Below are 24,991 nucleotides of genomic sequence, written 5' to 3'. Positions count from 1 at the left end.
ACCGCAGGATGCACACCGCCGGCACCCTCGGGCGCGCTTTAACACCTTTGCACCGTTCAGGGCATGAACTTCCACGCCACGGAAGGACTTTCCTTGCTTTAACTCTTGACGGTCCTGGCGGCGGAGAGCACATTGGGCCCACCCTGAGAGCGCTCTCAAGGCGTCAAGGGCACCCGCAGCCCATCACCCCGCACCCGGGAGGCACCCCCATGAGTGCAACCTCCGGCATGCCCAGACGGCGACGTGCGCTCCTCGCCGTACTCAGCACGCTCGGCCTGGCGGCCGCGCTCGCCACCGCCGCCACCCAGTCCGCCGACGCCTCGGCGCCCGCACCCCCGTCGGGCTGGACGCAGCTCTTCCTCGACGACTTCAACGGCTCGGCCGGAACCGGCGTCAACACCTCCAACTGGCAGTACGACACCGGGACTTCGTACCCCGGCGGTGCCGCCAACTGGGGCACCGGCGAGGTCGAGACGATGACGAACAGCACCAGCAACATCTCGCTCGACGGCAGCGGCAACCTGAAGATCACCCCGATCCGCGACTCAGCCGGCAACTGGACCTCGGGCCGTATCGAGACCAACCGCACCGACTTCCAGCCCCCGGCCGGCGGCAAGCTGCGCGTCGAGGCCCGCCTCCAGATGCCCAACGTCACCGGTGACGCGGGCGCGGGCTACTGGCCGGCGTTCTGGATGCTGGGCGCCCCCTATCGCGGCAACTACCAGAACTGGCCGAGCGTCGGCGAGCTGGACATCATGGAGAACGTCCAGGGCATCAACAAGGTCTGGGCGACGATGCACTGCGGTACCAACCCCGGCGGCCCGTGCAACGAGACGACGGGCCTCGGCAATTCGATCGCGTGCCCGGGCACCACCTGTCAGTCCGGCTTCCACACCTACACCATGGAGTGGGACCGCTCGGTCAGCCCCGAGGCGATCCGCTTCTACGTCGACGGCGTCAACTACCAGACCGTCACCGCCAATCAGATGGACGCCACGACCTGGGCGAACGCCACCAACCACGGATTCTTCGTCATCCTGAACGTGGCGATGGGCGGTGCCTTCCCGGCCGCGTTCGGCGGCGGCCCGACCAGCGCCACGGAGTCCGGCCACCCGATGCTCGTCGACTACGTCCAGGTCCTGTCGAGCGGCGGAGGCACCACCACACCCCCGCCCTCCGGCAACCGTGACGCCTACGGCGCCATCCAGGCGGAGTCGTACGACAGCCAGTCCGGCACCGCCACGGAGAGCACCACGGACACCGGCGGCGGCCAGGACATCGGCTCCCTGGCCAACGGCGACTGGGCCCTCTACAAGGGCGTCAACTTCGGTTCCACGGCGGCCACGCAGTTCTACGCACGCGTGGCGAGCGGTGCCGGGTCCGGGGTGAGCGGCCTGGTCGAGGTGCGCCTGGACAGCCGTACCGCCCCTCCGATCGGCAGCTTCGCCCTCGCCAACACGGGCGGCTGGCAGTCCTGGAAGACGGTCCCGGCCAACATCAGCGCGGTGACCGGAACCCACGACGTCTATCTGACCTTCACCAGCGGCCAGCCCGCGGACTTCGTCAACTTGAACTGGTTCGACTTCGGTCACTGACCGGGCGGGCGGCGGACTTCTTGAATCCTCCCCCTCGTGAACGAGGGGGATTCCTGGCTCAGGCTGCCTCCGGGAGCGGCGCTCCCGGGGGTCTTACGCCGTCGGCGCCAGCCGGGTTGAGACCAGCCCGGACGAGCATCACGCGGGCGGAGTTCTTGTCCCGGGGGGGGACACGGTTCCGCATGCGGTGCAGGCGTAGGTGCGTTCGGACAGCGGCAGGGCGTGCTTGGCTCTTGCTCCGCAGTTGCCGCAGTGCATGGTGGTGTGGGCCGGGTGCACCAGGTGGACGATCCGGCCGTGTTTGCGGGCCATCTCCAGCAGGGCCCGTCTGGTGGCGCCGATCGCCGCGTCGGCGGCCTTGCGGGCCATGGTGGACTTGGCGGCGAGGAACCTGGGCCGGAAGTCCTCCACCGCGATGGCGTCGTGGTCGTGCCGAGCTGACGGAGCGGATCGAGGCGCTGACCAGGATGCGGGACACCCTGGTGCGGCGCATACCGTGGCTGGGCGCCCCGGCCGCGTCCTGAGTCACCGCAGCTCCGCCCGGAACGCCGCCGGTGTCAGCTCCGTGTGCTGCTGGAAGAACTTGGAGAAGTTCGCCGCGTCGGGGAAGCCGACCGCCGCGCCCACCCGGCCGATCGGCAGATCCGTGTGGGCCAACAGGCGTTTCGCCTCCAGGACGACCCGCTTGTCGATGAAGCCCTTGGGCGTCTGACCGGTCGCGGCGCGGACCGCCCGGACGAGGGTGCGGCGGGAGTAGCCGAGGGCGTCGGCGTAGGCGCTGACGCTGTGGTTGGTCGCGAAGTCCTTCTCCACGGCGTCGCGGAAGAGGGTGAACGTCGTGTCCGACTCCCGGCGGACCGCCTCGGCGGAGCTGGCCGCGAGATGGGCGAGGCGCAGCAGGAACGCCGTCAGCGAGTGACGCAGCACCGCCGTGTGCAGGCTGAGCGGCAGGGTCGTGTTGTCCTCGTACTCGCGTTGCAGTTGGGCAAGGGCGGCCCTGAGGGCGGTGAGCTGGGCCTCGTCGGGGTGGAGCAGGGGCGGCAGGTCGTAGCGGTAGAGGCCGGTGGCCTCCACCGTGGCGCGCGGCAGAAACCCGGGTTGCATGGTCAGCACGGTTCCGCGGTACCCGCTCGTGCGCGAGAAGCGGTGGACCTGGCCGGGACGGATCCACAGCAGTTCGCCGGCCGCCGCCTCGTACTCGGCGAAGTCGATCATGTGGCGGACCGGGGCGCCGTCGAAGAGCATCACGACATGGAAGTCGATGCGGTGGACGCGCTCCAGCGGGGCCTCGGCGTGCCAGGTGTGGCCGGTCCCCATCGGGCCGACCTGCATACCGACTCCGCCCACACTCAGCTCGACCGGGAAAGGGAACGTTCTGATGCCGTCCACCCCAGCGTCACCGTCTCCACCTTGGATGGTTCTGCCCGCCATGTCCTACTCGCGCCGCCTCGGTCGTGCCGTCGGTGTCCCACTTTCACCACAGGCTGACACACAGCGACCTTCCCCCGTAAAAGTCAGACTTTTAAGTTTGAAGGCATCCGAGCAGTTCAGTCGCTTCGATCGAGGACTTCTTGAAGATGAGTACGCACACTCCGGACAGCTTCGAATGGACCGAACTCGACCGGCGCGCCGTCGACACGGCTCGTCTGCTCGCGGCCGACGCCGTGCAGAAGGTCGGCAACGGCCACCCGGGCACGGCGATGAGCCTGGCCCCGGCCGCGTACACGATCTTTCAGAAGGTGATGCGTCACGATCCCGCGGACCCCGAGTGGACCGGCCGGGACCGTTTCGTTCTGTCCCCAGGCCACACCTCGCTGACCCTCTACACGCAGCTGTTCCTGGCCGGGTACGAGGTCGAGCTCGATGACCTGAAGGCGTTCCGTACGCACGGTTCCAAGACGCCTGGCCACCCCGAGTACGGGCACACCGCCGGTGTCGAGACCACCACCGGGCCGCTCGGGCAGGGTGTCGCCAACGCGGTGGGCATGGCGATGGCCGCCCGCTACGAGCGCGGCCTGTTCGACCCGGAGGCCCCCGAGGGAACCTCCCCCTTCGACCACACCATCTGGGCGATCGTCTCCGACGGCGACCTGGAGGAGGGCGTCTCCGCCGAGGCCTCCTCGCTGGCCGGCCACCAGAAGCTCGGCAACCTGGTCTTCCTCTACGACGACAACCACATCTCCATCGAGGGCGACACCGCGACGGCGTTCTCCGAGGACGTCCTGAAGCGCTACGAGGCCTACGGCTGGCACGTGCAGCGTGTCGAGCCCTCGCTCGGCGGCGACATCGACGTACCGGCTCTCTACGCGGCCCTCAAGGCCGCGCAGGCCGAGACCGGGCGGCCCTCGATCATCGCGATGCGCACGATCATCGCCTGGCCCGCCCCGAACGCGCAGAACACCGAGGCCTCGCACGGCTCCGCGCTCGGCACCGAGGAGATCGCCGCCACCAAGCGCATCCTCGGCTTCGACCCGGAGCAGTCCTTCCAGGTCGACGCCGATGTGCTGGCCCACGCCCGTGAGGCCCTGGACCGCGGCGCCGAGGCGCACGCGGCCTGGGACAAGCAGATCGACAAGTGGCGCGGCGCCAACCCCGAGCGCGCCGAGCTGTTCGACCGGATCGTGGCCGGCCAGCTGCCCGAGGGCTGGCAGGACGCGCTGCCGGTCTTCGAGGAGGGCAAGGCCGTCGCCACCCGCGCCGCCTCCGGCAAGGTGCTGCAGGCGCTCGGCGCGATCGTCCCCGAGCTGTGGGGCGGCTCCGCCGACCTGGCCGGCTCGAACAACACCACCATCGACAAGACCTCGTCCTTCCTGCCGAAGGGCAACCCGCTCCCGGAGGCCGACCCCTACGGCCGCACCGTCCACTTCGGCATCCGCGAGTTCTCGATGGCCGCCGAGATGAACGGCATCGCGCTGCACGGCAACACCCGTGTCTACGGCGGCACCTTCCTGGTGTTCTCCGACTACATGCGCAACGCGGTGCGGATGTCGGCGCTCATGCAGCTCCCGGTGACATACGTCTGGACGCACGACTCCATCGGCCTCGGCGAGGACGGGCCGACCCACCAGCCGGTCGAGCACCTCGCGTCCCTGCGCGCCATCCCGGGCCTCAACATCGTCCGCCCGGCCGACGCCAACGAGACCGCGATCGCCTGGGGCGAGATCCTCAGGCGGCATGCCACCGACCCGGCCCCGCACGGCCTCGCCCTCACCCGTCAGGGCGTGCCGACCTACGCGCCCGACCCCGATGCGGCGAAGGGCGGTTACGTCCTGAAGGAGTCCTCGACCGAGACCCCTGACGTCGTCCTGATCGCCACCGGCTCCGAGGTCCAGCTCGCCGTCGCCGCGCGCGAGCAGCTGGAGGCCGAGGGGATCGGCACCCGGGTGGTGTCGATGCCCTCCGTGGAGTGGTTCGAGGAGCAGCCGCGGGAGTACCGCGAGCGCGTTCTTCCGCCGTCCGTGCGGGCCCGTGTCGCCGTGGAGGCAGGGATCGGTCTGACGTGGTACCGCTACACGGGTGACGCAGGACGCATCGTCTCCCTGGAGCACTTCGGCGCCTCCGCCGACGCCAAGACCCTGTTCGCCGAGTTCGGCTTCACCCCCGAGAACGTCGCCGCAGCCGCGAGGGAATCCCTCGCTGCCGCCCGCGGTTGATCCGATCGCCAGAAAGAAGATGATCAAAGTGACCGAAGCAACCGCGACCGCGGGAGCACTCAAGCGCCTGTCCGACGAGGGCGTCTCCATCTGGCTGGACGACCTCTCCCGCAAGCGGATCGAGTCCGGCAACCTCGCCGCACTCGTCGAGAACAGCAACGTGGTGGGCGTGACCACCAACCCGTCCATCTTCCAGGCCGCCATCGGCTCCGGCGAGGGCTACGAGGAGCAGCTCGCCGACCTCGCCGTCCGTGGCGTCACGGTCGAAGAGGCCGTACGGATGATGACCACCGCCGACGTCCGCGCCGCCGCCGACATCCTGCGGCCCGTGTACGACGCCACCGGAGGCCGCGACGGCCGGGTCTCCATCGAGGTCGACCCGCGCCTGGCCCACGACACCAAGGCCACCGTCGCCGAGGCCAAGCAGCTGGCGTGGCTGGTCGACCGGCCCAACGTCATGATCAAGATCCCGGCGACCAAGGCGGGCCTGCCGGCCATCACCGAGGCCATCGGCCTGGGCATCAGCGTCAACGTCACGCTGATCTTCTCCCTGGAGCGCTACCGCGAGGTCATGGACGCCTATCTCGCCGGCCTGGAGAAGGCACAGTCCAAGGGCCTCGACCTCAGCACCATCCACTCCGTGGCCTCCTTCTTCGTCTCCCGCGTCGACTCCGAGATCGACAAGCGGCTGGACGGCCTCAGCTCCCCCGAGGCGTCCGTCCTCAAGGGCAAGGCGGCACTCGCGAACGCGCGTCTCGCCTACGAGGCATATGAGAACGTCTTCGGTGGTGAACGCTGGACCGCCCTCGCCGGCGCCAGGGCCAACAAGCAGCGCCCCCTGTGGGCCTCGACCGGCGTGAAGGACCCCTCGTACAAGGACACCCTGTACGTGGACGAACTCGTCGCACCCGGCACCGTCAACACCATGCCGGAGGCCACCCTCAACGCCACCGCCGGCCACGGCGAGATCACCGGCGACACGGTGACCGGCGGCTATGCGCAGGCCCGCGCCGACCTGGCCGCCGTGGAGGCCCTCGGGATCTCCTACGACGAGGTCGTGCAGAAGCTCGAGGACGAGGGCGTCGCCAAGTTCGAGACGGCCTGGCAGGACCTGCTGGACGCCGTCACCAAGTCCCTGGACAGCAAGGGAGTTGAGACGGAATGACAGAGCAGGCCACGGCCGGGTCGGCGCTCGACTGGACCAACCCCCTGCGGGACGAGCGCGACCGCCGGCTCCCGCGGATCGCGGGCCCGTCCGGGCTCGTCATCTTCGGCGTCACCGGCGACCTGTCCCGCAAGAAGCTGATGCCCGCCGTCTACGACCTCGCCAACCGCGGCCTGCTGCCGCCGGGCTTCTCGCTCGTCGGGTTCGCCCGCCGGGACTGGGAGGACCAGGACTTCGCGCAGGTCGTGCACGACGCGGTCCGTGAGCACGCGCGCACCGAGTTCCGTGAGGAGGTCTGGCAGCAGCTCGCCGAGGGCATGCGGTTCATCCCCGGCGACTTCGACGACGACACGGCGTTCAAGCAGCTGAAGTCGGCCGTCGACGAGCTGGACGCCTCCCGCGGCACCGGAGGCAACTTCGCCTTCTACCTCTCCGTACCGCCGAAGTTCTTCCCCAAGGTCGTCCAGCAGCTCAAGAAGCACGGCCTGGCGAAGGCGCGCAAGGGCTCCTGGCGGCGCGCGGTGATCGAGAAGCCGTTCGGGCGCGACCTGACGAGCGCCCGTGAGCTGAACGCGCTCGTGCACGACGTGTTCGAGCCGGACCAGGTCTTCCGCATCGACCACTACCTGGGCAAGGAGACCGTCCAGAACATCCTGGCGCTGCGCTTCGCCAACCAGATGTACGAGCCCATCTGGAACCGGTCGTACGTCGACCACATCCAGATCACCATGGCGGAGGACATCGGCATCGGCGGCCGCGCCGGCTACTACGACGGCATCGGCGCCGCCCGTGACGTCATCCAGAACCACCTGCTGCAGCTGATGGCGCTCACCGCCATGGAGGAGCCGATCGCGTTCGACGCGGAGTCGCTGCTCACCGAGAAGCTGAAGGTCCTCAAGTCCGTGCGGCTGCCGGAGAACCTGGGCGAGCACACGGTCCTCGCGCAGTACGCGGAGGGCTGGCAGGGCGGCGAGAAGGTGGCCGGCTATCTGCAGGAAGACGGCATCGACCCGAACTCCAGGACCGACACCTACGCGGCCATCAAGCTGGAGGTGGACAACCGCCGCTGGGCGGGCATCCCCTTCTATCTGCGCACCGGCAAGCGCCTGGGCCGCCGGGTCACCGAGATCGCGGTGGTCTTCAAGCGGGCGCCGCACTCCCCCTTCGACTCCACCGCCACCGAGGAGCTCGGACAGAACGCCATCGTCATCCGGGTCCAGCCCGACGAGGGCATGACGGTCCGGTTCGGCTCCAAGGTGCCCGGCACCTCGATGGAGATCCGGGACGTGTCGATGGACTTCGCCTACGGCGAGTCCTTCACGGAGTCCAGCCCGGAGGCGTACGAGCGGCTCATCCTGGACGTGCTGCTCGGCGACGCCAACCTGTTCCCCCGTCACCAGGAAGTGGAAGAGTCCTGGAAGATCCTCGACCCGATCGAGGAGTACTGGGCGCGGCACGGCAAGCCCGCGCAGTACGCCTCGGGCAGCTGGGGACCCGAGGAAGCCGACGAGATGCTCGCACGAGACGGACGGAGCTGGCGCAGGCCATGAAGATCGACCTGACCGACACCACGGCAAGCAAGATCAACAAGGCGCTGGTGCAGGGCCGCCGCGCCATCGGCACCCCCGCCGTGGGCATGGTCCTGACGATGGTCATCGTCACGGACGAGGAGAACGCCTACGACGCGATCAAGGCGGCCGAGGAGGCCTCGCACGAGCACCCCTCGCGCACCCTGGTCGTCATCAAGCGGCACGCCCGCACCCCGCGCGACCGCATGGCCTCCAAGCTGGACGCCGAGGTCCGGGTGGGCGCCGACGCCGGCACCGGCGAGACGGTCGTGCTGCGCACCTACGGCGAGGTGTCCGACCACGCCGACTCGGTCGTCCTGCCGCTGCTGCTGCCGGACGCCCCGGTCGTCGTGTGGTGGCCGGTGGACGCGCCCGAGGTGCCCGCCAAGGACCCGCTGGGCGCCCTCGCGCAGCGCAGGATCACCGACCTGTACGCCGTCGAGAACCCGGCCGAGACCCTGGAGCAGCGGGCCCGCTCCTACGCGCCGGGCGACACCGACCTCGCCTGGACCCGGCTGACGCCGTGGCGCTCGATGCTGGCCGCGGCCCTGGACCAGGCCCGCACCCGGATCGTGTCGGGGGCCGTGGAGGCCGAGGCCGACAACCCGGCGGCCGAGCTGCTGGCGCGCTGGCTGGAGGCACGGCTGAACGTGAAGATCGACCGCGTGGTCACCGCGGGCCCGGTCGTCACGGCCGTGCGGCTCGGGACCACGGACGGCGAGATCGTCATCGACCGCCCCGAGGGCCCGCTGGCCACGCTCACCCTGCCCGGCCAGCCCTCGCGCACCCTAGCGCTGAAGGTCCGCACCACCTCCGAACTCATCGCCGAGGAGCTCCGCCGCCTCGACGCCGACGAGATGTACGCCGTCGCCCTGCGGGGCGAGGCCGGCAAGGAGAAGCTCTCCCATGTCTGACTCCCCCAAGCTCACCCGGCGCCCCGAGTGGACCGCCCTGGAGGACCACCGCGCCCAGGGCCAGCCGGTGCTGCGTGAGCTGTTCGCAACCGACCCCGGCCGCGCCGAGCGGTACGTCGTACGCGTCGGTGACCTGCGCATCGACTACTCCAAGCACCTCGTCAATGACGAGACCCTGGCGCTGCTGCAGGAGCTGGCGACCGCCACCGACGTGTTCGGGCTGCGCGACGCCATGTTCCGCGGCGAGAAGATCAACGTCACCGAGGACCGGGCCGTGCTGCACACCGCGCTGCGCGCCCCGCGGGACGCGGTGATCGAGGTCGACGGCGAGAACGTGGTGCCGCAGGTGCACGCCGTCCTGGACAAGATGAGCGACTTCGCCGAGCGGGTCCGCTCCGGTGCCTGGACCGGCCACACCGGCAGGCGGATCAGGAACGTCGTCAACATCGGCATCGGCGGCTCCGACCTGGGCCCCGCGATGGCGTACGAGGCGCTGCGCACCTTCACGGCCCGCGAGCTGACGTTCCGCTTCGTCTCCAACGTGGACGGCGCCGACCTGCACGAGGCGGTACGGGACCTGGATCCGGCGGAGACCCTGTTCATCGTCGCCTCCAAGACCTTCACCACGATCGAGACCATCACCAACGCCACTTCGGCCCGCTCCTGGCTGCTGAACGGCCCCGGCGGGCTCGGCGAGGAGAAGGCGGTCGCCCAGCACTTCGTGGCCCTGTCCACGAACGCCGGCAAGGTCACCGAGTTCGGCATCGACCCGGACAACATGTTCGAGTTCTGGGACTGGGTCGGCGGCCGCTACTCCTTCGACTCGGCCATCGGCCTGTCGCTGATGATCGCGATCGGCCCGGACCGCTTCCGGGAGCTGCTCGACGGCTTCCACACCGTCGACGAGCACTTCCGGACCGCGCCCGCGGAGGCCAACGCCCCGCTGATCCTCGGCCTGCTGGGCATCTGGTACGGCAATTTCTTCGGCGCCGAGTCCCATGCGGTCCTGCCGTACAGCCACTACCTGTCGAAGTTCACGGCGTATCTGCAGCAGTTGGACATGGAGTCCAACGGCAAGTCGGTGGACCGCGACGGCCATGCGGTGGGCTGGGAGACCGGCCCGGTGGTCTGGGGCACTCCCGGCACCAACGGGCAGCACGCCTACTACCAGCTGATCCACCAGGGCACGCGGCTCGTCCCCGCGGACCTGATCGGTTTCGCACGTCCGGCGGCCGAACTGAGCGACGAACTGGCGGCCCAGCACGACCTGTTGATGGCCAACCTGTTCGCGCAGGGCCAGGCGCTGGCCTTCGGCAAGACCGCCGACGAGGTGCGCGCGGAGGGGATCCCCGAGGAGCAGGTGCCGCACCGCACCTTCCAGGGCAACCACCCCACCACGACGATCCTGGCGAAGGAACTGACCCCGTCGGTCCTCGGCCAGCTGATCGCCCTCTACGAGCACAAGGTGTTCGTCCAGGGCGCGATCTGGAACATCGACTCCTTCGACCAGTGGGGCGTCGAGCTCGGCAAGGTCCTCGCCAAGCGCGTCGAGCCGGCTCTCACCGAGGGCGCCGACGTCCCCGGCCTCGACCCCTCCACCACCGCTCTCGTGGCCGCGTACCGCGAGCTCAAGAACGCTCAGGAAGAAGTGAACTGACCATGCAGATCGGACTCATCGGGCTCGGCAAGATGGGCGGCAACATGCGCGAGCGGATCCGCCGCGCCGGCCACACCGTCATCGGCTACGACCGCAACCCCGACCTCTCCGACGCGGCGAGCCTCGCCGAACTGGTCGACAAGCTCGAAGCGCCGCGCGTGGTGTGGGTGATGGTCCCGGCGGGCGCCCCCACCCAGTCCGTCGTCGACGAGCTCGGCGCCCTCCTCTCCCCCGGCGACACGGTCGTCGACGGCGGAAACTCCCGCTGGACGGACGACGAGAAGCACGCCGAGGAGCTGGGCGCCAAGGGCATCGGCTTCGTCGACGCGGGTGTCTCCGGCGGTGTGTGGGGCCTCAAGAACGGCTACGCGCTGATGGTCGGCGGCGACAAGGAGCACGTCGAGCGGCTCCAGCCGATCTTCGAGGCGCTCAAGCCGGAGGGCCCGTACGGCTATGTCCACGCGGGCAAGGTCGGCGCCGGGCACTTCTCCAAGATGGTCCACAACGGCATCGAGTACGCCATGATGCAGGCCTACGCCGAGGGCTGGGAGCTGCTGGAGAAGATCGAGTCGGTGGACAGTGTCCGGGAGGTGTTCCGCTCCTGGCAGGAGGGCACGGTCATCCGTTCCTGGCTGCTCGACCTCGCGGTCAACGCCCTGGACGAGGACGAGCACCTGGACAGGCTGAAGGGCTTCGCGCAGGACTCGGGTGAGGGCCGCTGGACGGTCGAGGCGGCCATCGACAACGCGGTGCCGCTGCCCGCCATCACAGCCTCCCTCTTCGCGCGGTTCGCCTCCCGCCAGGACGACTCCCCGCAGATGAAGATGATCGCGGCCCTGCGCAACCAGTTCGGCGGGCACGCCGTCGAGTCGAAGGAGTAGCACGGTCGTGGGAGACCTTCTCCTGGTCCGCCACGGCGAGACGGAGTGGAGCGTGTCGGGACAGCACACCAGCTGGACCGACCTGCCCCTCACCCAGCACGGTGAGGAGCAGGCCAAGTCGCTCGCTCCACTCCTCTCGCAGCGGACCTACGCACTTGCACTGACCAGCCCGCTCGGCCGCGCGATACGCACCGCCGAACTCGCGGGCATCACCGGCACGGTGGTCGAACCGGACCTGCACGAGTGGGACTACGGCGCCTACGAGGGCATCACCACCGTCGAGATCCACCGCACCCGCCCCGACTGGAACCTGTGGACCGACGGCGTGCCGCCCGGCCCGGACGGACACCCCGGCGAATCGCCCGAGCAGATCGGCCGGCGCGCCGACCGCGTCCTGTCCCGCGTGGCCGCGGCCCTCCCCGACGGTGACGTGATCCTCGTGGCCCACGCCCATTTCCTACGGGTCCTGACGGCCCGCCGCCTGGGCCTGCACCCCGCGGACGGCCGCCTCTTCCAACTGGCGACGGGCACGGTCGGCCGCCTGTCGACCGAGCACGACCGCCCGGTGATCGCCGAGTGGAACACCCGGCCCTGACATCACGACCAGCGCACACGCGCGTTCGCTTTCCCGGCGTCGCGGGATGCCATTCAAGAACCAGGTGAACGTGCTCGTTTGAAACCCACCGGCGGCACGCGGAACTCTGGGATTAGAGTCCCGCTCTGTGGAGATCAACGATCTGACGCCGGCCGAGCAGCAGGTGTGGCGGGCGTTTTCGACGGGGGCGGTGGTCGACTTCCGGGAGGGGGGCGACGCGGAGGACACGGCGGAGGGCGCGCAGTGGGGGCCTGAACGGACCGTTCGGGCAACCGTGTTGCGTGCCCTTCTGCTCAACGGGCCCCAGGAACCGGGCGAGATAGCCGCGGTCAAGCTGGCCGGAGCCCGGATCACCGGTGCCCTGGATCTGCGGTACGGCACGAGCGACTTCGCCATCCGGCTGAGCCACTGCCACTTCGACGAGGCACCGCTGCTGTACGGCGCACGCTTCCGGCAGCTCAACCTGAGCCACTCGGTGCTGCCGGGGCTGACTGCCGCGACTGTACGGGTGGAGGGTGTGCTGCGGCTGACGGACTGCCGGATACGGGGGCCGGTGCGACTCGGCGGGGCCCACATCGCGGGGGCGCTGTTCATGGACCGGGCCACAGTGTCGGCACCGGACGAGACCGTGCTCGAACTCAACCACGTCACCATCGGCGACGACCTGTGGGCGCCCGGGCTGCGCGCGGAGGGCGAGGTGCGCCTCAACGGGGCCGAGGTCGCCGGTTCGATCAGGCTGAACGAGGCACGGCTCGACCGTCCTGGCCGCGTCGTCCTCGACGCAGAAACCCTGACCGTGCACGGCGATGTCCTGATGCGGAAAGTGCGCACGCGCGGGTGGATCGGCTTGCGAGGCGCCCGCATCGGGGGCTGCCTCGAACTGTCGTACGCACGGCTGTCGAACCCCGGGGACGCGGCGCTACGGGCGAGCAGCTCCAGCATCGGGGAACTGTGGCTGCGCAAGGGCCCGCCCATGGACGGCGACCTGAATCTGCGCCGCGCCCAGATCGAGGTCCTGGTCCTGGAACCGGAGATGCTGCCCACCCGGGTGTTCCTCAGCGACCTCGTCTACACCTCGCTCACCCCGCACGTACCCGCCGAGCACCGCCTGCCGATGCTGGAACGGGACGGCGACGGCTATGTCCCGTATGCCTACGAGCAGTTGGCCACCGCCTACCGCCGTGTCGGCGACGACCACGCCGCCCGCCTCGTCCAGCTCGCCAAGCAGCGCCGCCTGCGCTCGACCCGCGCCTGGTACGGCCGCCTCTGGGGCTACGTCCAGGACGCCACCGTCGGCTACGGCTTCCGCCCGCTGCGCGCCGCCGTATGGCTGCTGTCGCTCCTCGCCATCGGCTCGACCGCCTACGCCCTGCACCACCCCCACGCGCTCAAGGCGTCGGAGGCCCCGCACTTCAACCCGGTCTTCTACACCCTCGACCTGCTGCTGCCGGTGATCTCGTTCGGCCAGGAGGAGGCGTTCGCGCCGGACGGCTGGTACCAGTACCTCGCGTACGCCCTGATCATCACCGGCTGGATCCTGGCCACGACGGTCGTCACCGGCGTGACCAGAACCGTCAGCCGCCAGTGAGCCGCCGCGCGGCATGCTGCGCGGCCAGGCGCACGGGCGCGTTCTGGGCGCCGTACCCCTGGTATCCGCCGTCACGCTGGACGAGCTCGAAGAAGACCCGGCCCACGGTCCGCGTGTAGCAGTGCCGGAACTGCCCGTACCGGTCCCGGTCGTAGAGGATCCCGAGCTCGCGATACGTCTCCAACTCCCCGTCGGCGAACTCGAACCGGGCCGCCAGGTCGTCGTAGTAGTTCGCGGGCATCGCCAGCAGCAGCCCGCCCGCCTCGCGGAAGCGGCGCGCCGCGGCCACCACGTCGTCCGTCGCCAGCGCGATGTGCTGGGCATGGACCGTGTCGTCGGCGGGCGCCGCCCCGACGGACAGGGCGATACGGACGCTGCCGTCGGCGGCGGCGACGGCACGGCTGCGCAGCAGGCCGTACGGGTCGGCGACGTCCACGCTCTCCTGGGCGGACAGGCCGAGCACGCTGCGGTGGAACAGGGTGGCCTCGTCGAAGTGGTGCCAGGGCTGGACGAGAGCGAGATGGTCGATGCGCCGCACGCCCGAAGCCGCCGGTCCGGACAGCTCGACGTCCTCGAAGTCACCGCGCCAGTCGGGCAGTTCGGGCCGGCCGGTCGCGCAGAAGAACAACTCCGTGCCGTCCGGGGCCGCCACGGCATCCAGCGGGGCGTCCTCGCTCGCGCGACGGCGCGGCAGCACGGGGGCCAGCAGCGCCTCGGCGCGCCGGGCGGCGCCCGCCGGGTCCGGGGACTCCAGACCGATCGCGGCGAGCCCGGTGCCGTCCCGCCGGGCGGCCGGCCCGGTGTTGACGAGCACGCGGGCCTGACCCGCCTGCCACAGATCGACCGGCTTGCTGCGGTGCCGCGCGGTCCGGGCAAAACCCAGGGCCCCCAGCACCTCGCTGACCGGTTCGGCATCGGGAGTGACCAGCTCGGCAAAGGCGATCCCCGTGGGAACGACGGGGGCGGGCAGCTCGGCCAGCCCCACCGCCTCCTGGAGGACCAGCAGCGACCGGTGCGCATCCACCGCCGTCGGGCCGGCCTCGGCCTGCCTGAACACGTCGTTGAAGACCTCCAGGGAGAGCGGCCCGGAATACCCCGTGCGCAGCACATGCCGTACGAGCCCGGCGACGTCGAAGCCGCCCTGCCCCGGGAAGCAGCGGTAGTGGCGACTCCACTGCAGGACGTCCATCGCAAGCAGCGGAGCATCCGCGAGCTGCAGAAAGAAGATCTTCTCGCCGGGGATGTCCTCGATGCCCTTGGGATCGGACCCACGGGAAAGAATGTGAAAGCTGTCGAGACAGGTGCCGAGCGCGGGATGGTCGGCCGTCTCGACGACATGCCAGGCATGGTCGTACGTACTGACGTGCCGCCCCCAGGCAAGCGCCTCGTAGGCGACACGGATCCCGAAGTCCTGTGCCAGATCGGCGAGTCGACTCAGCTGCTCGGCGGCGAGGGCGTCGTCGTCCACGGCCAGGGGACTCACGCTGGAACAGACGAGGACCGTCCCGGCCCCCAGTCGCCGCATGACCTCGAACTTGTGCCGGGCCCGACGCAGATTACGCGCGAACTCCTCCTCCGGGACGGCCTCGATGTCCCGCATGGGTTGATAGAGGTCGATGCTGAGGCCCAGGTCGCCACACCGGGCCCGGATCTCTTCGGGCCTGAGGGGACTCGCGAGCAAGTCGTTCTCAAAGACCTCAACACCGTCAAAGCCGGCCCGCGAGGCGGCCGTGAGCCTCTCGGTCAGAGAGCCGCTGAGCGAGACGGTGGCGATAGACGTACGCATGGCCCTGCTCCTTCAAACTGCCGGTACTGCAGCGCGCCTACAGGGGCGCTGGGAACTGCGCGAGCAACCACAAACCAACCCGCACCCGTCACACGGCCTCACCCACCGAGCTCTCAACAGCAAAGTCCGCCAGCATCCGCCCACTGTCCGGCTCCCGCCCGGTGAACAACCGAAACGCATCCGCAGCCTGGAACACGGCCATCCCACCCCCATCCAAAGTGGCGCAGCCCACCGCCCGGGCAGCGCGCAGCAACTCCGTCTCCAAGGGCCGATAAACAACCTCGGCCACCCACAAACCGGGGTGGAGAAGCTCGGCGGCAAAAGGCAGCCCAGGGTGTGCAGCCATCCCGGTGGGCGTGGCGTGCACGATGCCGTCCGCGTCGGTGAGCAGCTGCGCCAGCTGATCGGGGGTGGCGGCGGCCGCCCGGCCGACACCGAAGTGCCGGTTCAGCGAAGCGGCAAGTTCCGCGGCCCGATCCGCCAACGCGTCCACGACAGTGACCCGCTCCGCCCCCAGGGTGAGCGTCGCGTGAGCCACAGCCGCCCCCGCCCCGCCGGCCCCCAGCTGCACCACCCGCTCCAGCGAAGCGTCCGGCAGCCCCCGCGCGAACGAGGCCGCGAACCCGGTGACGTCCGTGTTGTGGCCGATCGCGCGGCCGTCCTCGAAGACGACGGTGTTGACCGCCCCCAACGCCTCGGCCTGCGGAGCAAGCCCGTCCAGGTGCTCGATCACCAGCTGCTTGCACGGGTGCGTGATGTTCAGCCCGTCGAAGCCGAGGTCCCGGGCGGCCCGCACCAGGTCGCCGACCGCCTCGGGGGGCACGCCGAGGGTGTCGATGTCGATGAGCCGGTACAGACAGCGCAGGCCCTGCCGGTCCGCCTCCCGCTCGTGCAGCGCCGGGCTGAGCGACGGGCCGATGCCGGAACCGATCAGTCCGACGAGATACGAGTCCTTGGCCACGGGGCCTCCTGAACCGAGCGCTAATGTACGAACTAGTACGTTAGCTATATCAGCCCGATGGCCCCCTGGGAAGACCTCGCCGGCGCCGCCCGGCCCGCCTTCTAGAATCTGCGGCACTGGCCGCACTCCCGAAGGAACCCGATGACCAGCGTCGACGAACCGGCACGACCCAACGGGCGGATCCGCGACGCCGCCCGCACCCAGGCCGAGATCCTCGACGTGGCGACACAGGAGTTCGCGCGGGCCGGTTACGACGGCGCCCGGGTCGACGAGATCGCCGCCCGCACCCGCACCACGAAGCGGATGATCTACTACTACTTCGGCGGCAAGGAACAGCTGTTCACGGCCGTCCTGGAGCGGGCGTACGGCGTGATCCGGGAGGCCGAGCAGAAGCTGGACGTCGAGCATCTGGACCCGGTCGCGGCCATCCGGCGGCTGGCCGAGCTGACCTTCGACCACCACGAGCAGCACCCGGACTTCATCCGCCTGGTCAGCATCGAGAACATCCACGGCGCCGAGCACATCGCCGCCTCCGAGAAGCTGGGCAGGATCGGCTCCCCCGCGCTCGACGTGATCCGCCGCATCCTGGCCGCCGGGCAGGAGTCGGGCCTGTTCACGGCCGATGTCGACGCGGTCGACCTGCACGCGATGATCAGTTCGTTCTGCTTCTTCCGGGTCTCCAACCGGCACACGTTCGGCGCCCTGTTCGGCCGCGACCTGGTCGACCCGGCCCAGCGCGAGCACTACCGCACGATGCTGGGCGACATGGTGATCGCCTACCTGACGGCGGACCGCGCGACGGACTGACCACGCCGATCACCCGCACCACGGCGGCAAGATCCTTCGGCACCACCCCTTGACACCCGGGAAACGTGGGCGCAACATCCGTAGCCAACCGCTACTAACTATCCAGTGGGTTAATTAGCCGGGTAGCACCCGGCGCGGCCGTCCCGTCACCCCAGGGATCCGGCACTTCTCCCCCGCCGCTCACTCCGCTTACGTTGGAGTTCCCTCGAAGGAGCAATGCCGTGACGCACGCTGTCGCGCCCCGCGACCCTGCCGAAACCGTCGGGCAGCCGAAAAAGGCGGCCACCGCCGCCTGGATCGGCAGCGCCCTGGAGTACTACGACTTCTTCATCTACGGCAGCGCGGCCGCGCTGATCTTCCCGAAGGTCTTCTTCGACGAGTCCGACCCGGCCACCGCGACCCTGCTGTCCCTGGCCACGTTCGGTGTCGCGTACGCGGCCCGGCCGATCGGCGCGCTCTTCCTCGGCCACTTCGGCGACCGTGTCGGCCGTAAGAAGATCATGGTCTTCACGCTGATCCTGATGGGCCTGTCGACCTTCCTCATCGGCTGTCTGCCCACCCGCGCCCAGGTCGGCACGCTCGCCCCGGTCCTCCTGGTCGCCTGCCGTGTGCTGCAGGGCATCTCGGCGGCGGGCGAGCAGGCCAGCGCGAACTCGATGACCCTGGAACACGCGCCACCGCACAGGCGCGGCTTCTTCACCAGCTTCACCCTCAGCGGCACACAGGGCGGCCAGCTCATCGCCACCCTGGTCTTCATCCCGGTGGCCGCGCTCCCCGAGGACCAGCTGCTGTCCTGGGGCTGGCGGGTGCCGTTCTGGGCGAGTGTCGCGGTCGCCGTCGTCGGCTATGTCATCCGCCGCAAGCTCCAGGAGACACCGGCCTTCGCCAAGCAGGCGGCCACCGCGGGGGTCGTCAAGCTGCCGCTCGCCGTGCTGATGCGTGAGCACTGGGTGGACGTGCTGCGGGTGATCGGGGGCGCGCTCATCGCCTCGGTCTCGACGATCTTCACGGTCTGGGCCCTCGCCTACGCCACCAGCGACTCGGTCGGCATGTCCCGCTCCTCGATGCTGTGGGTGGGCGCGCTCGCCAACCTCGTGGCCCTCGCCGCGATCCCCCTGTGGGCCTCCCTGTCGGACCGCATCGGCCGGCGTCCCGTGTTCCTGATCGGCGCGGCGGGCAGCGCGCTCGCCATGTTCGGCTACCTGTGGGCGATCTCGACGGGCAACTACCCGCTGACCCTCGTCCTGGGCATCGTGGCCTTCGGCATCGTCTACAGCGCCGCGAACGGCGTCTGGCCCTCCTTCTACGGCGAGATGTTCTCCACCCGGGTGCGCCTGTCCGGAATGGCGATCGGCACCCAGATCGGCTTCGCCGTGGCCGGCTTCGCGGTCACGTTCGCCGCGCAGATCGCGGGCCCCGACGGCACCGACTGGTCCTCGGTCGCCCTGTTCACCGCAGCCCTCTGCGTCCCGCCGGTCATCACCGGCCTCTCGGCCCGCGAGACCCACAAGATCCCGACGGAGCTCCTGGGTGAGCGGGCCGCCCAGGGAGCGTCACAGCCGGAGACGGTCACCGCCTGACGGGGCCCCCGCCCCCCCCGGGCCCCGGACACCCGCACTGGTTCCGGCGCCCGGGGGTTCCGGCGTGCCCGTCCCGCGCTCACGGGCGCCTCGGCCGGCCACTCGGGCGGATTCCCCCTGCCGGGCCTGCGCGGGCGCCACCGCGTCGGCCTCCGTCCCGGTCAGGGCCTGCCGCGCTGCCGTACTCCGCCGGGCCGTGTCCCACCAGGGAGGCACGGTCCTCCGCCATTGCCTCCGGCTTGTCGGGGACCCGCCGCTGCCCGCAGATCTCGTACGCGCCGGGCCACGGCAGCGGCGTGGCCACGGCGCCGGAGGCCGGCGTCACGGCCACGCCCTCAGGGCACCCGCCGCGTGCCTCGCAGCGCGGCCGCGAGGCTGCTTTCATCGCCTCGACGGGCAGCACAGCGTGGCGGACTTCCCGGAACTGCCGGAGGCCTCGGTCGAACAGGCTGTCCGGAGCCCTACGCCCGCGGGTGCCGCGGCTCGTAGAGGCCGACCTCGCCGCCGCCCGGCAGCCGGAAGCCGGTCAGCCGGCCCCAGCGGGCCTCCGCCGAGGGCCGCGTGAACTCCACGCCCTTCGCGGTGAGTTCGGCGGTCGTCGCGTCGAGGTCGTCGCACATCAGCATCAGTTCGTGCGACGGCTCGCCCTCGGCCGGGTGGAAGGCGACCTCGGCGGGCGGCGCCTTGAAGATGAGCCAGCCGTGCCCGGCGTCGACATGCGCCCAGCCGAGGACGTCCCGGAAGAAGGCGCGGTCCGCCTCGGCGTCGCGGGTGTAGATCACCACATGTGCACCATTGATCACGCGCGGAGGCTAGGTCCCCGGCCCCGGCCACGGCAAGGGCGGCGCGCGGTCCCTCATGCGGGGGCCGCGGCCACGCAGAACTCGTTGCCCTCCGGGTCGGCCATGATGATGTGGTGTCCGCCGAACTCCTCCAGGACGCTCCCGCCCGCCCTCACCAGGCGCTCGGACTCGGCCCGGATGCGGGCCCACCGCTCGTCGGGGCTGCCGCCCCCCGGTACCCGGACGTCGATGTGGAGGCGGCTCTTCGTCGTCTTGGGCTCGGGGACCTTCAGGATGGACAGCCGGGGGCCCACGCCGTCGGGATCGCAGAGCCACGCGCCGTCGTCCGTGGGGTCGTCGTCCGGCAGGTCGAACTGTGCGAGCCATTCCCCGCGGGTCGCGAAGGGGGCGGGCGGCGGCTCGTCGACATAGCCGAGCGCCGTCTTCCAGAACTCGGCGAGGAACTTCGCGTCCGCACAGTCAAGCGTGAGATCGAAGGTGGCTGCCATGCAAGGACCGTACTGCGCACCACTGACAGCCGGGCCGCGGCCGGAGCCTGATCAGGCGTTCGACCAGCCCCGCTCGCACAGCACCAGCCGGTAGCCGTCCGGGTCCTCGATGGTGACTCCCCATTGATTCCAGTAGGGATTGGGCGACGGCACCCGCCTGCCGCCGTGCTCCTCCAGCCGGGCCACCAGATCTTCCGGCACGGGACCGTCGACGTAGACGACGAGGAGGTCCTCCTCGGTGGGCCGGGGCTCGACGGGCCGCGCCGGTTCATGGACGAGCTCCAGATGCCATCCGGCGTCCGGCCGGCCGAGCATCAGCAGGTCGTGCTCGCCGGGTTCGGAACCGCCCTCGGCCCGCCAGACCACACTCAGCCCGAACCCCTGCGCCCAGAACCGCTCGGCGGCCGCGAGGTCCCGGGACGGGCGGGCGATACGGATGTGGCTGCGGCCGTCGACCGGCATCATGACCTCTTCCTGAGCTGCGGCATCCTTCCTCGCAGCCTAGGCGGTCCATGATCCCCGGACCATCGGTCGTCCGCCCTGCACCCCGGGACCTAGGTCTCCACCCGACGCTTTCCCGAACCCTCCGGGCGAAAGGCGCTGTTGAGGCATTGCGCGCACTGCGGTAATCATGAGGGACCTCCGCGTGCTCCGGCCGGATTCAGGGGCGGCCGGAGTGCGCGGACCGATGTTGACTATCGTTGCCCGATCACACGAGCGGGTGGCGAGAGGCGGACGAGGACGTGGCGGGGGCCGGGTGGATACGGGTGCCGGTCGGCGACGACGCCGCGCGGTGGGCCAGCCGCGGGCGCAGCCACAAGGTGCTCCTCGTCGTCCACAACGTGACCGCGGCGACCCGTCTGCTGGACGTCCTGCCGCTGTTCCACGACGACTTCAGGGTGCAACTCCTGGCCACCTGCCCCGGCTCGTCGGCGTTCCGGGCGGGCGTCGCGGAACTGCTGGACGGGACCGGGGTACCCGTACTGCCGTGGGAGCAGGCGGTCGTGACGCCGGTCGCGCTGGCCATCTCGGCGAGCTTCGGCGGTCAACTCCGGTCACTTTCCGGCGTATTGACCGTGCTGTCGCACGGCATCGGATACACTAAAAAACTGGCGACACCCGACACCCGACACCCGACACCCGACACCGGGCAGCGGTCAGGAACGGTCGGATCCGGTCTTCGGGATGTCCCCGGAGTGGCTCCTCGACGAGAACGGCAAACCGCTCGCGGACGCGCTCGTCCTCTCCCACCCCGAACAGTACGAGCGGCTGCGCACCGTCTGCCCCGAGGCCGCGCCGACGGCCGTGCTCGCCGGGGATCCCTGCTGGGACCGTCTGCTGGCGGCCCGCCCGTACCGCGACCGCTTCCGCCGCGCCCTCGGGGTGGGCCGGGACCAGCGCCTGGTCGTCCTCAACTCCACCTGGAACCCCGAGTCGCTGTTCGGTGACGGCGGCGGCGATGACGTGATCCCTTCTCTGCTCCCCCGTCTGACCTCGGAGTTCCCGGCCGACGAGTACCGTCTCGCGGCGGTACTGCACCCCAACGTCTGGCACGGTCACGGCCCCGGTCAGATCCGCGCCTGGCTGGACCGCGCCCGCCGCGCCGGTCTGGCGCTGATCGACCCCCTGGAGGGCTGGCGCCAGGCGCTGCTCGCCGCCGACGCCGTGATCGGCGACCACGGTTCGGTGACCTACTACGCCGCCGCCCTCGGCACACCGGTCCTCCTCGGCGCCGCACCCCTCGCCGGCCTGGACCCCGAGGCCCCGGTCCACGCATTCGTCAGCACCGCACCCCGCCTCGACCCCGCACGCCCCCTGCGCCCGCAACTGGACGCACTCATCGACCACCACCGACCACACCCCGGACTCGCCGAGTCGGTCAGCTCCGCACCAGGCGAGTCCGCGACCCGCCTCCGACGGCTCTTCTACGACCGTATCGGCATCCCCGAAACGGACGCCCCAGCCCGCCTGGAACCACTCCCTCTCCCGCCGTACGAACCCGCGGCACACACCGTCCCGCTGCTGGTCCTCACCCGCCTGCTCGGCTCCGGCGAGGTTTCGGTCACCCGGTACGCGGGCCCGCATCCACCGGCGAACGGGGAGGGCGAGGCCCATACGGCGGTCCACGAGGACACCCGCGAGACGGACCAACTCGCCCTGGCCGACGTGGTGTTCCGGTACGGCGACGAGAACGACCCGCGCTTCGTCTCCCCCGCCCACTGGACGGCGGAGGCCCTCACCCGCCATCCGCACTGCGCGCTGGCCGCCTATGTCACCGGCCCTGGCTCGTGCGTGGTCCACACCCGTACGGGCACTTCGATACGCCTGGACGCCGCTCCCGGCGCGGACGCCGATCCGGCGGCGTACGCCTCCGCCCTGTACGCGTGGCTCGCAGCGGGCAAGTCACTGAAGGAGGCGGCCGGGCAGGGGCTGACGGTCCGGATCGGGAGGGCAGCCCACCCCGTGCGACTCACTCCGACGTAACGCACGGCTCCCTCAACACCCGCAACCGCGCCGCCTGGCACTCGGCGATCTCCCGCCCCGAGGCCCCCAAGCCCCTCGCCGATAAACGCGGCTCGCAGCGGGGCAAACCGCCGAGCCGGACAGGGGCTGAACCATCCGGTCGGACCCGCAGCCCACCCGTGGCGACTCACTCCGGCCCGACGCACCACTCCCGCGGCTCCCGCAACCACACCGCCTGGCACTCAGCGATCTCCCCGACCCGAGCTCCTCAAGCCCCTCGCCAATACGCACAGCTCGCAGCGGGCAAGCCGTCGAGGCGGCAGCCGCAGGGGGTGCCCATCCGGATCGGCACGGCGGTCCGCCCTCAGCAGCTCACTCCGCCGTGACGCACCGCTCACGCAGTACCCGTAGCCATGCCACCTGGTACTCGGCGTTCTCTCGGTCGAGGGCTGCGAGTGCCTCGTCGATCAGTGGGCGGGCGAGGTGCGGCTCGTCGGCGGACAGGTGGGTTTCGGCGAGGTCGGTGAGGGTGCGGGCGGTGTTGTAGGCCTCGGTGGTGTCACGGAAGAAGTGCAGGGCGCGTTCGAGGCGCTGTACCGCCTCCTCGCGGCGGCCCAGGCCGCGCAGGGCACGTCCCCGGTGGCGTTCCAGCAGGGCGCGGGCGCGCGGGAGGTCGGCGGCGCCCTCGTCGTCGGGGCCGATGCCGTCGAGGATGCCGTACGCCTCCTCGAAGCACGCATACGCCTCCTCGAAGCGCCACTGCCGCAGCCGCAGCAGTCCGAGGAACTCGACCGCGGAGGCATGACCGCGCACATGGCCGGCCGTCTGCTCGTCCCGGGCGGCGGCGAGCGCTTCGGGTTCGGCCTCGTCCCAGCGGCGCAACTCCGTGAGGGTGTGGGCGAGTTGGGCGTGCAGGGCGCCGGCCGTGCGGGTGCCGGGGAAGTGCTCGTCGGCGGTTCGCGCTCCGGCGCGCAGTGCGGGCAGCAGGACATCGTGGTGGCCGGCCTTGAGCTGGAGCGGCCACAGGGCCTGACAGAGCAGGACGACCGTGGCCCAGTCCCGGAAGTCCTCCGCCGCGTGCACCGCCTCTACGAGACCGGGCGCCTCGGCGGCGAGGGCGGCGACGGCCCTGCCCCGGTCCGCGAAGGACACCGGTGACTGGGCGGCGGGCACCCGCCAGCTCTCGGGCAGTGCGGCCCGTGCCGCGCCGACGGCCAGGTCCCGGTAGCCGGCGACGACGCGGCTGACGGCGGCCGAGCAGGCCGCGATTCCATCGACGGCGGCAGCCGTGTGCTCGGCGTGGGCGCGGACGGCGGGGCGGTAGCGGTAGCGGCCGGAGTCGGTGCGGTCCAGGAGGAGGGCTTCGGCGAGTTCCTCCAGGTGGCGGGCGGCTTCGCCCTCGTCGAGGTCCGCGGCGCGGGCGGCCGCTGCGGGGTCGAGGGCGGGCCAGTCGCGCAGGGCGGCGAGCCGGTAGAGACGGGCCACGGCCGGTGTGAGCAGACGGTACGAGTCCTCGGCGGCGGCGCGGACGGGATCGCCCTCGGGCCCGGCGGGCGGCTCCGTGTGCGCGGCCAGGCGGGGTGCCGCGGCGCGCAGGGCGTAGGGCGAGCCGGCGCAGCGGTCGAGGACCGCGGGCAGCGCGGCGCGGGCCGCGCTGATCGCCGGTTTGCCGACGAGGTCGGTGAGCAGCCGTACGGCGTCCCGCCTGGCCAGCGGGCCGACCGGGATGCGCAGGGCGTCCAGGCCGGTGAGCGGCTGCCGGGCGACGACGATCGTGAAGACCCCGGGCGCCGAGGTCAGCAGCGGCCGGAGCTGGGCGGCGGACCGGGCGTGGTCGAGCACGAGCAGCAGCCGCCGGTCGGCCAGACAGCGCCTGAGGAGCTCCGCGCGGTCGGCCGCTGCCGGGGGTATCTCCTCGTGGGGCAGACCGAGTCCGCGCAGCAGACCGCCGAGAACCGCTTCGGGCGCGCGGGCGCGCAGGTCGGCGTAGAGCTGGCCGTCGGGGAAGCGGGCGGTCTGCCGCCAGCCCCAGTGGATGGCGAGGGTGCTGGTGCCGATGCCTTCGGGGCCGTGGAGGAGCACCAGCCGGGGGCGTCCCGCGAAGGCGCGCGTCGCCTCCTTGTCCAGGGCCTTCAGGGCCTTTTGCCGGTCCGTGAAGAAGTGCGGGGCGGTGGGCAGGCAGGGGCGGTGCGGTCCCGATCCGGTACCGGGGGCTCGTACACCGGCGGCGAACTGCGCCCAAGCCTGCGCCAGTTGAGGGTCCCGCTGGACGCGTTCGTGCACCAGGCGAGCCACCTCGTCCAGTTGGCCGGGGGTGGTGGGAGCCGTCACCTCGCCCCCGGCGATACGGCGGACCAGACCGCCGGCCGACTCCCACGCCCACTTGCCGGCCTCGTTCGCCATGCCCGATCCGACGGCTCCGAGCACCGCGCCGATGGCGCCCAGCGAAACCGGATCCACCATGCCGCGCACTCCCCGTCTTCCGCT

The 24,991-nt window shown here is 70.9% G+C and carries 21 protein-coding genes and 1 pseudogene; 12 read left to right on the top strand and 10 right to left on the bottom strand.

Features of this window, described 5'->3' with window-relative positions; all coding sequences use genetic code 11:
• Positions 1-209 precede the first annotated feature (209 nt).
• Positions 210-1,595, top strand: a complete 1,386-nt coding sequence (locus ACWCRD_RS03635) for a glycoside hydrolase family 16 protein (RefSeq protein WP_450964297.1) — start codon at positions 210-212, stop codon at positions 1,593-1,595.
• 58 nt (positions 1,596-1,653) lie between these two features.
• On the opposite strand, the pseudogene ACWCRD_RS03630 reads toward ACWCRD_RS03635, so the two are convergent.
• Together ACWCRD_RS03630 and ACWCRD_RS03625 are read right to left on the bottom strand one after the other, a co-directional pair.
• A pseudogene (locus ACWCRD_RS03630) lies at positions 1,654-2,024 on the bottom strand (zinc ribbon domain-containing protein); the annotation flags it as partial.
• 96 nt (positions 2,025-2,120) lie between these two features.
• Positions 2,121-3,026, bottom strand: coding sequence for a helix-turn-helix domain-containing protein (locus ACWCRD_RS03625; protein WP_450964296.1), 906 nt, complete (start codon positions 3,024-3,026; stop codon positions 2,121-2,123).
• A gap of 146 nt (positions 3,027-3,172) precedes the next feature.
• Here ACWCRD_RS03625 and tkt point away from each other — a divergent pair, with 146 nt between their 5' ends.
• The 8 genes from tkt (at position 3,173) to ACWCRD_RS03585 (ending at position 13,616) form a co-directional block, all read left to right on the top strand.
• Positions 3,173-5,248 carry a transketolase gene (gene tkt, locus ACWCRD_RS03620; protein ID WP_450964295.1) on the top strand — a complete coding sequence of 692 codons (2,076 nt, stop codon included), beginning with the start codon at positions 3,173-3,175 and terminating at the stop codon, positions 5,246-5,248.
• A 19-nt stretch (positions 5,249-5,267) separates the two neighbouring features.
• Positions 5,268-6,413, top strand: coding sequence for a transaldolase (gene tal, locus ACWCRD_RS03615; RefSeq protein WP_450964294.1), 1,146 nt, complete (start codon positions 5,268-5,270; stop codon positions 6,411-6,413).
• Positions 6,410-7,963, top strand: coding sequence for a glucose-6-phosphate dehydrogenase (gene zwf, locus ACWCRD_RS03610; protein WP_450964293.1), 1,554 nt, complete (start codon positions 6,410-6,412; stop codon positions 7,961-7,963). Before tal ends, zwf begins: the two co-directional genes overlap by 4 nt.
• Entirely contained in the window at positions 7,960-8,895 is a 936-nt protein-coding gene (opcA, locus tag ACWCRD_RS03605) for a glucose-6-phosphate dehydrogenase assembly protein OpcA (protein WP_450964292.1), read from the top strand. Before zwf ends, opcA begins: the two co-directional genes overlap by 4 nt.
• Positions 8,888-10,552: a glucose-6-phosphate isomerase gene (gene pgi / locus ACWCRD_RS03600; RefSeq protein ID WP_450964291.1), complete on the top strand. Its 1,665-nt coding sequence runs from the start codon at positions 8,888-8,890 to the stop codon at positions 10,550-10,552. Before opcA ends, pgi begins: the two co-directional genes overlap by 8 nt.
• Positions 10,553-10,554: 2 nt before the next feature.
• Positions 10,555-11,433, top strand: coding sequence for a phosphogluconate dehydrogenase (NAD(+)-dependent, decarboxylating) (gene gnd / locus ACWCRD_RS03595; RefSeq protein WP_450964290.1), 879 nt, complete (start codon positions 10,555-10,557; stop codon positions 11,431-11,433).
• 7 nt (positions 11,434-11,440) lie between these two features.
• On the top strand, positions 11,441-12,028 hold the full coding sequence (locus ACWCRD_RS03590) for a histidine phosphatase family protein (RefSeq protein ID WP_450964289.1): 588 nt from the start codon (positions 11,441-11,443) through the stop codon (positions 12,026-12,028).
• Positions 12,029-12,155: 127 nt separating this feature from the next.
• The gene (locus ACWCRD_RS03585) at positions 12,156-13,616 is read left to right on the top strand and encodes a membrane-associated oxidoreductase (protein WP_450964288.1); all 1,461 of its coding nucleotides are present in this window, start codon (positions 12,156-12,158) and stop codon (positions 13,614-13,616) included.
• Here ACWCRD_RS03585 and ACWCRD_RS03580 read toward each other — a convergent pair.
• Both ACWCRD_RS03580 and ACWCRD_RS03575 read right to left on the bottom strand, forming a co-directional pair.
• The gene (locus tag ACWCRD_RS03580) at positions 13,603-15,402 is read right to left on the bottom strand and encodes a bifunctional sugar phosphate isomerase/epimerase/4-hydroxyphenylpyruvate dioxygenase family protein (RefSeq protein WP_450964287.1); all 1,800 of its coding nucleotides are present in this window, start codon (positions 15,400-15,402) and stop codon (positions 13,603-13,605) included. The two genes, ACWCRD_RS03585 and ACWCRD_RS03580, sit on opposite strands and share 14 nt — an antisense overlap.
• 88 nt (positions 15,403-15,490) lie before the next feature.
• Positions 15,491-16,363 carry a shikimate dehydrogenase gene (locus ACWCRD_RS03575; protein WP_450964286.1) on the bottom strand — a complete coding sequence of 291 codons (873 nt, stop codon included), beginning with the start codon at positions 16,361-16,363 and terminating at the stop codon, positions 15,491-15,493.
• A gap of 141 nt (positions 16,364-16,504) precedes the next feature.
• On the opposite strand from ACWCRD_RS03575, the gene ACWCRD_RS03570 reads away from it, so the two are divergent.
• Together ACWCRD_RS03570 and ACWCRD_RS03565 are read left to right on the top strand one after the other, a co-directional pair.
• A complete protein-coding gene (locus ACWCRD_RS03570) occupies positions 16,505-17,170 on the top strand; it encodes a TetR family transcriptional regulator (RefSeq protein WP_115910319.1) in 666 nt (221 codons plus the stop codon).
• A 221-nt stretch (positions 17,171-17,391) separates the two neighbouring features.
• Positions 17,392-18,750, top strand: coding sequence for an MFS transporter (locus tag ACWCRD_RS03565; protein ID WP_450964285.1), 1,359 nt, complete (start codon positions 17,392-17,394; stop codon positions 18,748-18,750).
• 79 nt (positions 18,751-18,829) lie between these two features.
• On the opposite strand, the gene ACWCRD_RS03560 is transcribed toward ACWCRD_RS03565, so the two are convergent.
• The 5 genes from ACWCRD_RS03560 to ACWCRD_RS03540 form a co-directional block, all read right to left on the bottom strand.
• A complete protein-coding gene (locus ACWCRD_RS03560) occupies positions 18,830-19,081 on the bottom strand; it encodes a hypothetical protein (protein WP_450964284.1) in 252 nt (83 codons plus the stop codon).
• Between the two features lie 130 nt (positions 19,082-19,211).
• Positions 19,212-19,553, bottom strand: a complete 342-nt coding sequence (locus ACWCRD_RS03555) for a VOC family protein (protein WP_450964283.1) — start codon at positions 19,551-19,553, stop codon at positions 19,212-19,214.
• 53 nt (positions 19,554-19,606) lie between these two features.
• Positions 19,607-20,041: a VOC family protein gene (locus ACWCRD_RS03550; RefSeq protein WP_450964282.1), complete on the bottom strand. Its 435-nt coding sequence runs from the start codon at positions 20,039-20,041 to the stop codon at positions 19,607-19,609.
• 51 nt (positions 20,042-20,092) lie between these two features.
• Positions 20,093-20,503 carry a VOC family protein gene (locus tag ACWCRD_RS03545; protein ID WP_450964369.1) on the bottom strand — a complete coding sequence of 137 codons (411 nt, stop codon included), beginning with the start codon at positions 20,501-20,503 and terminating at the stop codon, positions 20,093-20,095.
• A 247-nt stretch (positions 20,504-20,750) separates the two neighbouring features.
• A complete protein-coding gene (locus ACWCRD_RS03540; protein ID WP_450964281.1) occupies positions 20,751-21,068 on the bottom strand; it encodes a hypothetical protein in 318 nt (105 codons plus the stop codon).
• Between the two features lie 158 nt (positions 21,069-21,226).
• Here ACWCRD_RS03540 and ACWCRD_RS03535 point away from each other — a divergent pair, with 158 nt between their 5' ends.
• A complete protein-coding gene (locus tag ACWCRD_RS03535; protein WP_450964280.1) occupies positions 21,227-22,525 on the top strand; it encodes a hypothetical protein in 1,299 nt (432 codons plus the stop codon).
• Between the two features lie 351 nt (positions 22,526-22,876).
• Here the strand turns inward: ACWCRD_RS03535 and ACWCRD_RS03530 are convergent, their stop codons facing one another.
• A complete protein-coding gene (locus tag ACWCRD_RS03530; RefSeq protein ID WP_450964279.1) occupies positions 22,877-24,967 on the bottom strand; it encodes a tetratricopeptide repeat protein in 2,091 nt (696 codons plus the stop codon).
• Positions 24,968-24,991 lie beyond the last annotated feature (24 nt).

This window comes from Streptomyces sp. NPDC002092, from assembly GCF_053593775.1.
Note: the sequence above shows the minus strand (reverse complement) of the source record. Positions and strands in the feature narration are given on the sequence as shown.